Below are 14709 nucleotides of genomic sequence, written 5' to 3'. Positions count from 1 at the left end.
ATAAAACCAATCAAATCATGAAAAAAATTATTGTAGCCCTGTTGCTGTTCGGCATACAAATCACTGTTGCTCAGGAAGCTGAAATTAAGAAAAGTATAGCAACTTTTTTCGAAGGGCTTCAAAGCGCTGACACTATAAAAATTAAATCAGTTTGTAAAGATCTAATCCTTCAGTCTGTTTCAGAGAAAAATGGAATGACGAAACTTCACAACGAACCCATGGATGAGTTTTATAAATCGATTGCTTCAATACCTAAAACAATGAAAATAGAGGAGAGGCTGCTTGATTATAAGATTCAGATTGACGGAGTAATGGCTCATGTTTGGACACCTTATGAATTTTATATAAACGGAAAACTAAGTCATAAAGGTGCGAATTCATTTCAGCTATTTAAGGAAGGAGATATTTGGAAGATCATTTACATAATTGATACAAGAAGAAAATAAAAATAGCCGCTATTATTCGGCTATTTTTATACTTTAAATAACAAAAGTTAACAATCTGCATTGTTGACAGTTACAGCAAGACCACCTTCTGATGTTTCTTTGTATTTATTATTCATATCCTGAGCTGTTTGCCACATAGTATTTACAACTTTATCCAATGGCACTTTAGCATTTTTCGGATCGGTTTCAAGAGCAAGCTCGGCGGCATTTATGGCTTTGATAGCTCCCATTGTGTTACGCTCTATACATGGTATCTGAACCAGTCCGCCAATAGGATCACATGTCATACCTAAATGATGCTCCATGGCTATTTCAGCAGCCATAAGACATTGTTCAGGCGTACCTCCCATAACTTCACAAAGCGCTGCAGCAGCCATTGCTGATGATACGCCAATTTCAGCCTGGCATCCCCCCATTGCGGCAGAAATAGTAGCACCTTTTTTAAAGATACTTCCAACTTCACCAGCAACCATAAGGAATTGCTTGATGTGGCTTTCGTCTGCATCATGGTTTTCAATTACCATATAATACATCAATACAGCCGGTATTACACCCGAACTACCATTTGTAGGAGCAGTTACAACACGACCAAGCGCAGCGTTTACTTCGTTTACAGCAAGAGCAAAACAGCTTACCCATTTTAATATCTGGCGGAATTTAACCTCCGTTTTACGAATCACCTCTAACCATTCCTGAGGCGAGTTGTATGGCAATTCGCCGATAAGGTTTTGGTGCATATCAAAAGCCCTGCGGCGTACATTCAATCCACCCGGCAATATACCTCCTGTGTGGCATCCTGTATACATACACTCAAGCATGGTATCCCATACACGCATTAATTCATGGTGAATCTCTTCTTCAGTACGTATGGATTTTTCATTCTCATACACAATTTCTGAAATACTTTTGTTTTCAGTCCTGGTATAAGCCAAAAGTTCATCAGCCTTATCAATAGGGAAAGGGAAGGCACATTTTATAATCGCGTTTTCTTTTGCATTTGTACGCTCCTCCTTAACCACAAAACCACCACCAATAGAATAGAATGTAGATTCATATTCCTGTCCATCTTCGGTATATGCAGTAAACATAAAACCATTAGCATGGAAAGGCAGGAAGTTTTTATTGAAAACGATATCTGTATTTATAAAGAAAGGAATTGTTCTTTCCCCACCCAGATTAAGCTGGTATGATATACTTATCGTATCTATGATAGATGAAATACTATCAATAGGTACATATTCAGGATCAGCACCGCTAAGACCAAGCATAACAGCAAGGTCAGTTGCATGGCCTTTCCCCGTAAGGGATAAAGAACCATAAAGGTCTACCTTAACACGGTTTACCGTATCAAAAATACCTTCTTCGCGAAGTTCTTTCAAAAAGCGTTCGGCACCACGCCAAGGCCCAAGGGTATGAGAACTGGATGGCCCCACACCAATTTTGAGCATATCAAAAACGGAAATACATTCGTTCATAGCAGTTTACAGCAATTCTTGTAAAGATAGTTTATTTGCAGCCTGTAAAGGTATATAAATTGTCAATACTACAACGATGTAGCGATAAAATTGTTTATTTAATAAAATAGAAATAACAAAGAGGTTTGAAGATGTTATATTAGTCGATTAATTATCCACAAGTATAAACTTCAATTCTTTCATTGGAGGACAATAATAATGTAAAAGGAATTTAGTATAAATAAAAAACTCCCGATTTCCCGGGAGTCACAATTTAAAATAGGGGAGACTAACACTATCTCCTTACAAGCATCGCAAGTCTTTCGTTAAGCGAATTGACTTCCTGCAATGTTGTGTTTTCAATGGGTTTCGCAAGCTGGATAAACCAATCGGGATGTTTATCACGCTTGCTTGTCTGCATATTTACATGTATAAATTTTGTCCATAACAGGGCTTTAAGCTGTGTTTCCTGCTCATTCCACATAGACATTTCTACCAATAAGGTATCGTCAGAAAGTTTTATAAGTGAGGACTTAATACAGATATTTTCATTGTACAGGGCTGGAGCAAGATATACTATCTCATGTTTATTTACCATCCAGCCACAGCCTTTTTCATAAAGCATTGTCATACTGATATCATGAAAATCTTTGAGATGATCTTCACGTGCATTAAGCATATAATCTATATAGCCCGAATTATGCAGGTGTTTGAAAGAATCACAGTCGGTAAAGCGAATTTTGTAAAAAGTTTTTGGTTCCATTTGTGGTTGTTTTTAATACCACAAATTTGAATGGTTGCCAAATATTTTCCTTTGACAAATATCAAAAAGTCACTTTAGCCCGGATTCTGCTTAAAGTTTCCTGAGTAATACCCAAATAAGAAGATATAGTACCAAGCGGCACGCGCTGAAATAGGGAAGGGGTGGTTTCTAAAAGAGATGTATAGCGTTCTTCAGCTAATTTAAATTGCAGATTACTAAGCCGGTTTTGAAGCTCAACAACATCTTTTGTGATGATATACCTGCCGAGGCGTTCTATCTCGTGGTGCTCGTCATAAAGCTTTTCCAGTGTTTCGTAAGGCATAGTCCAGATGACTGAAGGCTCTAACAATTCAATCTGTCTTCCATCTGGAGTATTAGTCAGGTAGCCTGCCATGGAACAGGTAAATGAATTCTCGGCACAGAATCTTTCAGTAACTTCTTTGCTGTCTTTTAGGTAAAAAGTTCGGGTAAGCCCTTTTTCAAGATAATATACGCTTTTACATATCCCGCCAAAAGGAACGAGTACGTGACCTTTTGGCAGCGAAAGCTTGGTCATATTAGACAATACTATTTGCCTGCTTACGGGGCTAAGCTTTACAAAAGGTGCAATGCTGTCAAAAAAACTGACTGGTTTTACCGTATTTTCCATACCCAAAGTTAGAAAATAAAAAACCTCCCGATTGGGAGGTTGGATATTATTTATTCTTTCTTTCAAGCAATGCCATATAAAAACCATCAAATCCGCTTTCTGATGCTAGTACTTTCTGGTCTTTTATAAAGGTAAATTCTTTTCCGATTTCAGTTTTAAGGAATTTTTCAACCTGTTCCTGATTTTCTGAAGGTAGTACCGAACATGTAGCATATACCATTTTTCCTCCCGGTTTTACAATTTTAGAATAGCTTTCAAGCACTTCTGCCTGAACTTTTCTGATATTGTCTACAAACTCAGGCTGAAGTTTCCATTTACTGTCCGGGTTACGTTTAAGTACTCCTAATCCGCTACATGGAGCATCGATAAGTACACGGTCAGCCTTTTCATGAAGTTTCTTAATAACCTTAGTGCTGTCAATAATTCTGTATTCAATATTAAAGGCACTATTTCTTTTTGCACGAAGCTTAAGTTGCTTCAGTTTACTTTCATAAAGATCCATAGCAATAAGCTGACCTTTATTCTGCATTAACGAAGCCATGTGTAGTGTTTTACCACCGGCACCGGCACAGGTATCAACTACACGCATACCCGGCTCAACTTCAAGAAAACGGGCTACAAGCTGCGACGATGCATCCTGTACTTCAAACAATCCTTCTTTAAAGGCATCTGTAAGGAATACGTTTGCTCTTTCTTTAAGGATAAGTGCATCAGGATAATCCTTTTCAATTATAGTATCAATGTTTAAATCCATCAGGATAGCTCTAAGCTTTTCTCTGGTAGTTTTAAGTGTGTTTACCCGAAGTATTACTTTAGCCTGTTCATTTTGTGCTGCAAGCTCAGTTTCCCATTTCTTTTCGCCAAGTTCTTTTACACCAAGTTCGTCCATCCAGTCAGGAATAGACTCCCTGAACTTTCTAATTTTAGAAAGCTCATCATAACGTCCTTTGATACGACGCACAGGAGTTTCTTCGAAATATTTCCAGTCCGGCAGGGTAATACCTCTTAGTACCGCCCAAACGGCAAAAATCCTCCATAATTTATCACGATCTAACGGATCCTTTACTTCAGCAATTTCCATGTAAAGACGTTTCCATCTCACAATCTCATATATAGTTTCGGCAACGAACTTTCTGTCGGCGCTGCCCCAACGTTTATCTTTTTTTAGCGCACGGGCCACAACTTTATCAGCATATTCGCCGTCGTTAAAGATAAAGCCCAGTGAATCGATAACCGTAAAAACTAAATTTCTGTGTAATCTCATTTTTGTAAATTGAAGGTGCAAAGGTATCAATTTTTAAGGAGATTGCCTAAGCTGTTGACAAGGCTTAATACCTTTTAAGAAAAGCCGATGGAGTAGTACCTGTTTTCTTTGTAAAAATTCTGGAAAAATAAGCATAGTCATCATATCCTAAAGAATAGGCAATATCAGCAAAACCTTGTTTTTGAAGTATTATTTCTTTTTTAGCTTCGAGTATTACACGTTCCATTATTACATCCGAGGCCGTCTTGCCAACCACTTCCTGTGATATCCTATTTAAATGTTTAGATGTTATACTTAATATATCGGCATAGGCTGAAGGTAACTTAATATTTCTGAATTCTTTTTCCACAAGCTCCTCAAAAGCTCTGAATTTGCTATAATATTTATCCTTATTATTTACCACTCCTGGATTACTGAGAATATAAGTCCGAGTTGATAAAGAGTAAATAATATCTATATAGCTAATAAGCATTTCTTTAGCCAAAAAGGCGTTGGCAAGATATTCTTTGAGCAGCATTTCAAAAAAAGGCAATATTGCTTTAAGCATTACATTGTTTAGATGGATACATGGATTGCTGTATATACTATAGTAAAAGGGAAAAGAACTTAAACTGTTATTAGTGTAGTGTAAATCGTAAAAGCTTTGTGTATGAAGAAAAATATACCCATCGGTATCATCAGACAATTCCCAGTGATGTGTCTGTCCCGGATTTAGAAAAAACAGTGCCCCTGTCTTTACCTCATACGACATAAAATCGACTTCATGAATGCCGGTTCCTTTAGTAAACAAAACAGTTACATAAAAATCATGTTTATGTGGTAAATGAATATCCTTATGTCGTGTAACCAAATGATCTTTTAAAGTGTTGGTATGAAACTCCTCGGTAGCGTCATCAAAATGGAACTGCTGTATATTTAATATGCTTACTTTTTTCATAATTGAATAGAATGTCCTAAAAGTACAAATTATTGAGTACATATACTATTTATTCAAAACTCTGTCATGACTAAATTTGTAATAAAAAAAGTATGTCACAGTTAACAGATATAATGAGCGAAAAATGTCCGAAATGTGGTGTAGGGCATGTGTTTTCAAAAAAAGGAAACCCTTTACTTTTTCAAATCCCCAAAATGAATGAACACTGCAGTGAGTGTGGGCATAAATTTGAACGTGAACCGGGATACTTTTTTGGTTCAATGTATGTAAGCTATGCTTTAACTATTGCTGAAATGGTAGGCGTGTTTATAATTTCACGTTTCGTTTTTGGATTGAGTTACGTAAATATTGTAATCGCAATTGGGATTATATCATTTCTTTTAGGAGCTTTTAATTTCAGGTTATCAAGAATGCTATGGATTTACATGTTTGACGGAAGGCATAAGCAGGCTTAACAGCATTTTTTTTCGACGAATTACATGTTTTAAAAGGAGCTCTTGATGGCTCCTTTTATTGTATTCAAAAGCTTTTTTTACGACTTTTTCACAAAATATAAGTTATTTGTATATAAAATTCACTTAACCTCAGATAAGTATGTTGTTTTTTTAGTATATTAGCAAACCAAATTTATCTGATGAAGAAAGTGTTATTTTTTTTAGTGACAGCTTCTTTTTTCTCTTGCAAAAAGGAAGAAAACAAAGATTTCAAAGCTTCTTTTACAGCTGTTACTATTGATACACTTTTAAATGAAGAAATTAGCATAAGGGCAATCACTCCCGATAACGATAAACTTTGGTATGCCGGTAGTAATGGAAAATATGGATCGGTGTCACTTAGTGGCGGCACTAATTTTAATGGTGTAGCTGTTCAGGACTCTATACTTCCCGAATTCCGGGCCATTGCCCAAACAAAATCTGATATATTTATAATAAATGCCGGCTCTCCTGCATTACTTTATAAAATATCTAAAAATGGTAAGCAGGTAAAACTTGTTTACACAGAAATGGGTGAGAAGGTGTTCTATGACAGTATGCAATTTAGAAATGATAGCGAAGGGATGGCTATTGGCGATCCAACAGATGGATGTTTTTCGATAATTACAACTAATGACGGAGGCAACACCTGGATCAAAAAGAATTGCGGTACAATACCGGGAACAACTGAAGGCGAGGCGGCTTTTGCTGCCAGCAATACAAACCTGATTTTAAAAGGAAATAAAACCTGGATAGCATCAGGAGGAAAAAAGTCGAGGATTTTCTTTTCTGATGATAAAGGAAATAACTGGAAAGTGTTTGATACACCAATAGTTCAGGGTAGTGAGATGACCGGTCTTTTTTCCGTTGATTTTTATAATGATAAAATAGGTTTTGGAGTTGGCGGTGATTATGAACAACCTAAAAAAAACAATACTAATAAGATAATTACTGAAGATGGAGGTAAAACCTGGAGACTTACCGGTGAAAACAAAGGTTTCGGGTATGCATCATGTGTTCAGTATTTACCCGGTAGTGATGGAAATGAATTATTAACAGTAGGACCTTCAGGTGTTTATTATTCCTTCGACAGGGGAGAGAACTGGAAAAAGATCGCAGACGATACAACACTGCACACGATACGTTTTAAAGATAAAAAAACTGCTTTAGCGGCAGGTCAGAATAAAATTATCCGATTATCATTTAAATAAATTAATTGTAATCGAAATTACAGGCGGATTGATAGATTGAAGAGTTTCTTTGAAAAGGCTGAAAATTGTAGGTTATGAGGTTATATAAAAAGAGAAAGAGAAGCTGTAACTTCCCTTTCCCAAACTTAAACTAAACATAAACTAACTAATTGGATAATCATCCCGATTACGCCAATTAACTTTCATAAACTACTTTAATCTTTTTTGCCTTTATATTTACTAAGAAGAAGCTTATTGAAATCGTCTTCCGCCTTTCTTAATTTTAATATTTTTTTAGGCCCTATAACAGGTTTTAAATCATTAATCAATTTTTTGTGAAGATTAAATATTTCTTCTTCCGCTGTCTCAAGAAGTATTAGGTTAGTAAGAGCTTCTTTTTGTGAAAGAGCATCAATACCACCCTTTTCTTCTAACTTATTGTTTATAGGACGTATTTTATTATGTCTTATTTCATATTCTCTTTCTTCACTATTCAGGTACAAAGGCCAGAATTTTTGTGATTCAGCAGCAGTAAGATTTAAAGCTGCAGCTATCCTTGCAGATTTTAACTGCTTTATCTGATCTCTCTTATCGGCCTGTCCGAAAGAAAGGAGTGTAAGTAAAACTAGGATTGATAATATTTTCGTTACTTTCATAGTTTTAATTTGTTTGATTAGATAGGTATTCAAAGTCAATATTTTCTTCTATCAGCTCATCACTAATATTTTCAACAGCCTGCTCATTTAATTCTTTAATATCATCAGTACTAAGATTAGCTAAAATATCAGATGCTTCAATCCCTGATTGATTTAAAATATAATCTTCAGAAATTGATACAACTGACAAAGCAGGTGCTTTCGACTCATGCTTTGTAAGTATTAAAGAAAAAGATAAGACTAGAGCTGCCGCTGCAGAAGTAACCCATACCGGTTTTCTTCTGTACAAAGGAATTACTTTAACCTCTTCAACAGGGATATTCATCATTATCCTTTCGGAAATATTTTCGAAATATCCATCAGGGGCTTTAAAACCTGATTTAATTGTATCCCTATTATCTAATTTAAAATCGTTCATACTGTTTAGACTGAATTAAATTAAAAAAGTTTAATTGCTATTAATAAAATCTTCAATTTTTTTTACGGCATGATGGTAAGAGGCTTTCAAAGCTCCTACAGAAGTGCCTAATATCTCTGATATTTCATCATATTTCAGGTCTTCAAAATATTTCATTTTAAAAACCAGTTGTTGCTTTTCCGGAAGTGACGCTATAGCTTGCTGAAGCTTTAATTGCATTGCATCACCTTCAAAATATTCGTCCGCCTCTAAATTTTTTAATGCTTTTTGCTGAACCTCCTCGTTAGTAACGTTGCTTTTTTTTGCTTTGGAACTAATAAAGGTTATGGCCTCATTAGTTGCAATGCGGTAAACCCATGAAAAAAGTTTACTTTCTCCTTTAAAGTTTTTTAAATTCTGAAATACTTTGATAAAAGTATTTTGCAGGACATCATCAGTATCATCATGATCGATAACTATATTTCTGATATGGCTATACAGAGGCCTGCTATATTGGGATACGAGCTGCCTAAACGCTGATTCCTGCGTTTTTGGATCTAGCAATAAAGCTATAAAGGCCTTCTCGTCCTGCAAGTTTAGAATTGTTTTTAAGTAAGACTAAAAATAGAATAAAAGGTTTAATTATTAACGATATTCCATTTTAATCACAAAGGTTTAACAAAGCTCTAAATATAGGGCTTTTAAAGATGGAAAGGCTATTAAATTAACATCAGGTTATAGGATTGATTGTGACTTTTTAATTTTGATGTTGTACTTTTGCGCTTTATAATATTATTTATGATTAAGACAGTAATTTTTGATATGGACGGCGTTATAGTTGATACTGAACCTGTTCATCATTATGCTTACCACCAACATTTTAAACATCTCAATATTGATGTTACTCAGGAAATGTATGCTTCATTTACCGGTAACTCCACTAAGAATGTTTACCAACGTCTAAAGGAAACATTCGATATTCTTGACGAAGTTGAAGATCTGGTACAAAAAAAGCGTTCACTATTTAATGATGCTTTTGATGAAAAAGAAGACCTGGATTTACTTCCCGGTGTAAGAGAACTTATAGTGGATCTGCATTCAAACGGAATTCAGCTTATCCTTGCTTCATCGGCGTCTAAAGTTACTATTGAACGTGTTTTTAACCGTTTTGGCCTTCATAAATATTTCACTCATATTGTAAGTGGTGAAGATTTCCCTAAATCAAAACCGCATCCTGCAATTTTTGAACATGCCGCTTCACTTTCTGTTGCTCCTAAAGAAGAATGTATCGTTATTGAAGACAGTACTAACGGTATAAAAGCAGCTAAAGGTGCAGGTATATATTGTGTTGGCTACATGAGCGAGAACTCACACTTACAGGAACTTGCAGAAGCGGATATGGTTATAAATCATTTTAATGATCTTAATGCTGAAAAAGTAAAAGCACTTAAGTAATGGTAAAAGCAGTAATCTTTGATATGGATGGGGTAGTGGTAAACACCGAGCCTATTGGATATCGTGCTAATCAGGAATTATATAAATCATTAAATATTAGAGTTTCCGATGATGTTTATGGAACTTTTATTGGCAACTCTGACAAAATGATTGTGCAAAAACTAAAGGATTTGTATTCAATTTCGCTTAGTCATGAAGAATTGCTTAACGAAAAATACAGGTATTACTTTAATGCTTTTGACACGGCAGAAGATCTTGAAATGCTCCCGGGTGTAAAAGACCTGATTGTTGACCTTTATGAGAATGGAATCAGGTTGATCCTTGCATCTTCAGCTTCTAACAGAAAAATTGAAAAGGTTTTTACACGCTTTGGATTACATCACTATTTTGACCATGCAATAAGTGGCGAAGACTTTGAAGAATCGAAACCAAATCCTGCAATTTTCATAGAAGCCGTTTATAAGTCGGGATTTCCTAAGGAAGAATGCATTGTTATCGAAGACAGTACCAACGGCATAAAAGCGGCCAAGGCGGCCGGAATCTTTTGTATTGGCTATAATAGCGGCCATACAATGGGGCAGGACACTTCCCTTGCTGATATGGTAATTACCGACTTTGCCCAACTAAGTGCTGACAGCATTAAAAAAACTTTATAATTGTTAAAATATTCATCCAAAATACTATCTTTAATCATAACAAGATAATGATAGTATTATGGATAAATTAGTACGCTCTATAAAGTTTCCTTTCTCTTTTGATACTAAAAAACTAAAGGATGATTTTCGAAAAGTAGTTAACTTTGACTGGGTAGATCATTATAATAAGAGTGATTATAATGGCAAATGGACTTCTATAGCGCTACTTTCTAAAAATGGAAATTACGATGCCATTAATGCCATAACTAGTAATGAACCTTTATTACCGACAGAAGTATTACAGTCCTGTGCTTACTTTAACGAAATCCTGAATAGTTTTCTTTTCAAAAAAACCGCCGTGCGATTAATGCAACTTGACCCAGGTGCAATAATAAAACCTCATACAGATCATTGTCTTGGTTATGAAGATGGCTCTTTCAGGCTTCATATCCCCGTAATTACCAACCCCGGAGTAGAATTTATCCTTGATGGTAATCGGCTGATAATGAATGAAGGAGAATGTTGGTATATTGATGCTAATTTTACACATTCTGTTGCAAACTATGGTGCAGAAAGCCGTATACATCTTGTAATTGATGGTATCAGAAACGAATGGACCGATGCAATGTTTTATAAAGAAGCTGAAATCGAACGATTCGTTAAACCACAAAAAGTATCAAGCCCAGAGGAAAAAGAACTTATAATAGCCGAACTATTGAGAATGAATACACCTGCTGCTAATGCTATAATAAAAGAAATGGAAAATTAAGACGTTCGTTTTTCCAGAATATGGTTCTCCATAACCAATATATCTAAAGCAGTTATTTTAAATAAATCGATAGCTTCTTGGGGAGTTTCAACAATGGGCATTCCTTTTTTATTCAGGCTTGTATTGAGTACTACTGCTATTCCGCTTTGCTTATAAAACTCTTCGAGAAGTCCATTAAATAATGGATTCCAATTTTTCTCAACAGTCTGAACCCTTGCTGAACCATTTCTATGGGTTACATTGCAAAGTTTAGAAATAAATTCAGGTCGCGTTTTATCAACCAAAATCATGTAAGGGCTATTCCTGCCATTTATAAAATATTCACCAACCTTATTTTTTAAAACGGCTGGAGCAAAAGGACGAAAATCTTCTCTGAATTTTATATTTAGATTAATATGATCTTTCATACCTTCAATACCAGGATGAGCAAGTATACTTCTTCTTCCTAATGAGCGAGGACCAAATTCAGATCCTGACTGAAACCAACCAATTGTTTTACCATCAACAAGTTTTTTTGCACAATAATCCAACAAATCAGCCTCTTCAGAAAATATATGATAGTCAGTATTTTCAGTGTGATTAGTAGTTATTGCTTCTTTGATATTCTTTTCTGTATATTTCTTTCCAAAACAAGCGCTTCCGTCATGAGCTACTTTAGACATTCCTAAATACTCAATCCAGCCATAAAAAGCGCAGCCTAGTGCAAGTCCATTATCAGCAGCTGCCGGTTCTAAATATAAATTTTCAGATATCCCACTATCTTCAAGAAGGGCATTAGCTACTGCGTTTAACGCAACACCACCGGAATAACATAAATTTTTATGGTAGAATTTACCTATTCGATTCCCAATACATTCTAAAATGGCTTTTTCAACTTGTTCCTGAGCCCAATACGCTACGTTAGCATAGTACTCAAAATTTTGTTTAAAATATTCATAGTCTTTAGATGGGTTAGTAAATTCTTGTTTCCAGTTCTCTTTTACAAATAAAGAATTGTTAACAAATTCAAATGCTTCTGATTTAAAAACTCCGGGATTACCATAAGGAGCAAGTCCCATCAGTTTTCCCACATCATCCATATCCCCAAAAACATAGTTACTTATTGCTGCATAAAACCCTCCAATAGAATGTTCTGTAGTAGGTAAAGAAAATGTATCATTCTTTAAATCAGACATTTTACTAAAATCTTTCACTAAAGGGATTAATTTTTTACCATTAAAGTGATAAAAACTATCTTTTTCACAGACCATTTCTGTCTGATTTAGAAAAGCTTGTTCTATGAAGTCTTTCTGTTCAGGATGAATTTCTAAAAATTGATCCAAGGGACTACCACATCCATCTATCACCATAACATTACATTCATCAAAAGGACACGTTCCAACAGCACTGTAAGCATGAGCAAGATGATGAGATATATTTATTACTTCAGGTAAATTACTTTCAGAGAAAATTCGCTTACCGTTATAGTAGTTCCTTTTAGGTATCTCAAAATTAGCACATTGAACAACAAGAGTTACATCTTCTAATGTTATACCTTCAGCATCAAGGCAATACTGAATTGCAAGAGTATCGTTGCCACCATCGTGTTTTTTACGACTAAGACGTTCCTTTTCAATACCTACACATATACGTCCATCTTTTAGTAAAACTGCAGACCCATTATGCGAAAGTCCGGTACCTAATATATATATAGGAGATTTCATTAAATTTTAATAGAAGTTTAGTTAATATTTAGTTGTGCGTAAATATATACAAACCAATATTATTGTACAGCTTCTTTATAAATTTTCAAGGCTCTTTCTCTTGCCATTTTATGATCAACTATTGGTAGATAATCAAGCGCTTCAAACTCCGGTACCCATTTTCGGATATATTCCAGGTTTTTATCAAATTTTTTAGTTTGTTCTGTTGGATTGAATATCCTGAAATAGGGCGCAGCATCCACACCACTTCCTGCAGCCCACTGCCAGTTACCAACATTACTTGATTGTTCATAATCCAGAAGCTTTTCTGCGAAATAAGCCTCACCCAACCGCCAGTCTATAAGCAAATGCTTGCATAAAAAACTAGCCGTAATCATCCGAACACGATTATGCATTAATCCTGTAGTGTTCAATTCACGCATTCCGGCATCAACTATAGGGTAACCGGTTTTCCCTTCGCACCATGCTTTAAATTCAACTTCATTATTTCGCCATTTAATATCATCATATTTTGGTCTGAAGCTTTTTGTGACCGTATTTGGAAAATGCCATAATATCTGCATGAAAAACTCTCTCCATATAAGTTCATTAAGGAATGTTTCTTTTTTATTTTGGTAAGCAACACTTACTATTTCACGAATACTTACTGAACCAAAACGCAAATAAGAACTTAGATGTGATGTACCATCTAAAGATGGAAAATCACGCGTTTCTTGATAATCTGAAATTAATGAATCTGAAAGATCAAAAGCAGGCGGTTGGATCACGTTCTTTTTAAATCCAATATCATCAAGGCTTAAAAAAGGGTAGGAGTGTACAACTATATTCGATATATGCTCTAAGGAAGTATACTTTTGTATGTTTTCATTTTTGAATTTTTCTTTCCATTTCTTCATATATGGCGTATAAACAACATACGGAGTACCATCATCTTTTACTACTTCATTTTTTTCAAAAATTACACTGTCTTTGAATAGTTTAAATTCAACATTGTTATCAGATAATAATTGCTGAATCTCGTTATCCCTTTTTAATGCATAAGGTTCATAATCCTGATTTGTATATACAGCACTTATTGGGTTTTCATTTATTAGTTTTTTGAATACTGCTTTAGGTTCATCAAAAAAAACAGCCAGCGATTTATTGTGTTCCTTTAATTCATTATTGATACTTTCCAGTAGTTTATGAATAAACATTACTCTGGCATCATCAGCCGGCAAATCATTCAGTATATTTTTATCAAATATAAAAACGGGAAGAGTTTCTTTGTCAGAACTTAAAGCTTTATAAAGACCTACGTTGTCATTGAGGCGTAAATCACGCCTGAACCAAAATATGTTCATTTTAAAATGTATTATTCTATTTCTCCAAAAAGTTCTTTAAGCTTAGTTTTTCGGTAGTCAAAAATTGCTTTAAGTTTAGGTTCTACTAATAACGGGTGCACGATTCTACCTATAAAACCAAATGGCAATTTATAATGGATTATATCCTCCATCACAACACCTCCTGGAATTTCTTTTAAAAAGTGTTTATGATGCCAGAATTTATATGGTCCGAAGCGTTGTTCGTCAACAAAATATTCCTTGTTTTCAAGATGAGTTATTTCAGTTACCCATTCCACACTCACTCCAAAAAGAGGAGTTACCGTATAATGGATAATCTGACCGCTAAACATTTGCCTATCATCTCCGGATAAAGTTTTGAATCCCATCGAAGGCGGTGTAATTACGGCAAGGTTTTTGGGAGAAGAAATAAATTCCCATACTTCATGCACGGAAGCACTAAGTTTTTGCGTTCTTTTAAAAGTATATAGCATAGATTTTGGTGACTAAGCTATAAAGGTAGTAAGGAGAAGGAGATTATAACAAATATAGACTCTTATTTTTAATATTTTTTAACAATCATACAGCGTAGAATT

17 protein-coding genes are annotated in these 14709 nt (G+C 35.0%); 6 read left to right on the top strand and 11 right to left on the bottom strand.

Annotated elements, in window-relative coordinates; all coding sequences use genetic code 11:
• Window positions 1–17 precede the first annotated feature (17 nt).
• Window positions 18–446 carry a nuclear transport factor 2 family protein gene (locus ACFSR3_RS12570; RefSeq protein WP_379821391.1) on the top strand — a complete coding sequence of 143 codons (429 nt, stop codon included), beginning with the start codon at window positions 18–20 and terminating at the stop codon, window positions 444–446.
• 47 nt (window positions 447–493) lie between these two features.
• Here ACFSR3_RS12570 and ACFSR3_RS12565 read toward each other — a convergent pair whose 3' ends face one another.
• From ACFSR3_RS12565 to ACFSR3_RS12545, 5 genes are all read right to left on the bottom strand, one after another.
• Window positions 494–1921: an L-serine ammonia-lyase gene (locus ACFSR3_RS12565; protein ID WP_379821390.1), complete on the bottom strand. Its 1428-nt coding sequence runs from the start codon at window positions 1919–1921 to the stop codon at window positions 494–496.
• Window positions 1922–2195: 274 nt separating this feature from the next.
• Window positions 2196–2663 (bottom strand): acyl-CoA thioesterase, encoded by a 468-nt coding sequence (locus ACFSR3_RS12560; protein WP_379821389.1) that lies wholly within the window; start codon window positions 2661–2663, stop codon window positions 2196–2198.
• A gap of 61 nt (window positions 2664–2724) precedes the next feature.
• Window positions 2725–3312 (bottom strand): Crp/Fnr family transcriptional regulator, encoded by a 588-nt coding sequence (locus ACFSR3_RS12555; RefSeq protein ID WP_379821387.1) that lies wholly within the window; start codon window positions 3310–3312, stop codon window positions 2725–2727.
• A 46-nt stretch (window positions 3313–3358) separates the two neighbouring features.
• Window positions 3359–4576: an RsmB/NOP family class I SAM-dependent RNA methyltransferase gene (locus tag ACFSR3_RS12550; protein WP_114756674.1), complete on the bottom strand. Its 1218-nt coding sequence runs from the start codon at window positions 4574–4576 to the stop codon at window positions 3359–3361.
• Between the two features lie 64 nt (window positions 4577–4640).
• Entirely contained in the window at window positions 4641–5513 is an 873-nt protein-coding gene (locus tag ACFSR3_RS12545; protein ID WP_379821386.1) for an AraC family transcriptional regulator, read from the bottom strand.
• Between the two features lie 92 nt (window positions 5514–5605).
• Here ACFSR3_RS12545 and ACFSR3_RS12540 point away from each other — a divergent pair, with 92 nt between their 5' ends.
• Both ACFSR3_RS12540 and ACFSR3_RS12535 read left to right on the top strand, forming a co-directional pair.
• Window positions 5606–5968, top strand: a complete 363-nt coding sequence (locus ACFSR3_RS12540) for a DUF983 domain-containing protein (protein ID WP_379821384.1) — start codon at window positions 5606–5608, stop codon at window positions 5966–5968.
• A 179-nt stretch (window positions 5969–6147) separates the two neighbouring features.
• The gene (locus tag ACFSR3_RS12535) at window positions 6148–7197 is read left to right on the top strand and encodes a WD40/YVTN/BNR-like repeat-containing protein (RefSeq protein WP_379821383.1); all 1050 of its coding nucleotides are present in this window, start codon (window positions 6148–6150) and stop codon (window positions 7195–7197) included.
• Window positions 7198–7391: 194 nt separating this feature from the next.
• On the opposite strand, the gene ACFSR3_RS12530 is transcribed toward ACFSR3_RS12535, so the two are convergent.
• Genes ACFSR3_RS12530 through ACFSR3_RS12520 form a run of 3 tightly spaced genes read right to left on the bottom strand, consistent with a single transcriptional unit; the run spans window position 7392 to window position 8823 of the window.
• A complete protein-coding gene (locus ACFSR3_RS12530; protein ID WP_114756670.1) occupies window positions 7392–7832 on the bottom strand; it encodes a sensor of ECF-type sigma factor in 441 nt (146 codons plus the stop codon).
• A 4-nt stretch (window positions 7833–7836) separates the two neighbouring features.
• The gene (locus tag ACFSR3_RS12525) at window positions 7837–8250 is read right to left on the bottom strand and encodes a hypothetical protein (RefSeq protein ID WP_379821381.1); all 414 of its coding nucleotides are present in this window, start codon (window positions 8248–8250) and stop codon (window positions 7837–7839) included.
• Window positions 8251–8280: 30 nt separating this feature from the next.
• Window positions 8281–8823, bottom strand: a complete 543-nt coding sequence (locus ACFSR3_RS12520; protein ID WP_379821380.1) for an RNA polymerase sigma factor — start codon at window positions 8821–8823, stop codon at window positions 8281–8283.
• 204 nt (window positions 8824–9027) lie between these two features.
• Here ACFSR3_RS12520 and ACFSR3_RS12515 point away from each other — a divergent pair, with 204 nt between their 5' ends.
• The 3 genes from ACFSR3_RS12515 to ACFSR3_RS12505 are packed head-to-tail and all read left to right on the top strand — an operon-like array spanning window position 9028 to window position 11088.
• Window positions 9028–9684 carry an HAD family hydrolase gene (locus tag ACFSR3_RS12515; protein ID WP_379821379.1) on the top strand — a complete coding sequence of 219 codons (657 nt, stop codon included), beginning with the start codon at window positions 9028–9030 and terminating at the stop codon, window positions 9682–9684.
• Window positions 9684–10340 carry an HAD family hydrolase gene (locus ACFSR3_RS12510; RefSeq protein WP_379821377.1) on the top strand — a complete coding sequence of 219 codons (657 nt, stop codon included), beginning with the start codon at window positions 9684–9686 and terminating at the stop codon, window positions 10338–10340. Before ACFSR3_RS12515 ends, ACFSR3_RS12510 begins: the two co-directional genes overlap by 1 nt.
• Before the next feature lie 58 nt (window positions 10341–10398).
• Window positions 10399–11088 carry an aspartyl/asparaginyl beta-hydroxylase domain-containing protein gene (locus tag ACFSR3_RS12505; protein WP_379821374.1) on the top strand — a complete coding sequence of 230 codons (690 nt, stop codon included), beginning with the start codon at window positions 10399–10401 and terminating at the stop codon, window positions 11086–11088.
• On the opposite strand, the gene ACFSR3_RS12500 is transcribed toward ACFSR3_RS12505, so the two are convergent.
• Genes ACFSR3_RS12500 through ACFSR3_RS12490 form a run of 3 tightly spaced genes read right to left on the bottom strand, consistent with a single transcriptional unit; the run spans window position 11085 to window position 14607 of the window.
• Window positions 11085–12791, bottom strand: coding sequence for a carbamoyltransferase family protein (locus ACFSR3_RS12500; RefSeq protein ID WP_379821371.1), 1707 nt, complete (start codon window positions 12789–12791; stop codon window positions 11085–11087). The two genes, ACFSR3_RS12505 and ACFSR3_RS12500, sit on opposite strands and share 4 nt — an antisense overlap.
• 59 nt (window positions 12792–12850) lie before the next feature.
• The gene (locus tag ACFSR3_RS12495; RefSeq protein ID WP_379821369.1) at window positions 12851–14134 is read right to left on the bottom strand and encodes a cryptochrome/photolyase family protein; all 1284 of its coding nucleotides are present in this window, start codon (window positions 14132–14134) and stop codon (window positions 12851–12853) included.
• A gap of 11 nt (window positions 14135–14145) precedes the next feature.
• Complete coding sequence (locus ACFSR3_RS12490) at window positions 14146–14607, bottom strand: SRPBCC family protein (RefSeq protein WP_379821366.1); 462 nt, start codon at window positions 14605–14607, stop codon at window positions 14146–14148.
• Window positions 14608–14709 lie beyond the last annotated feature (102 nt).

Source organism: Flavobacterium suzhouense (assembly GCF_042684765.1).
In the GTDB taxonomy this organism is placed as follows: domain Bacteria; phylum Bacteroidota; class Bacteroidia; order Flavobacteriales; family Flavobacteriaceae; genus Flavobacterium; species Flavobacterium suzhouense.
This window is presented reverse-complemented; position numbering and strand designations above follow the sequence as displayed.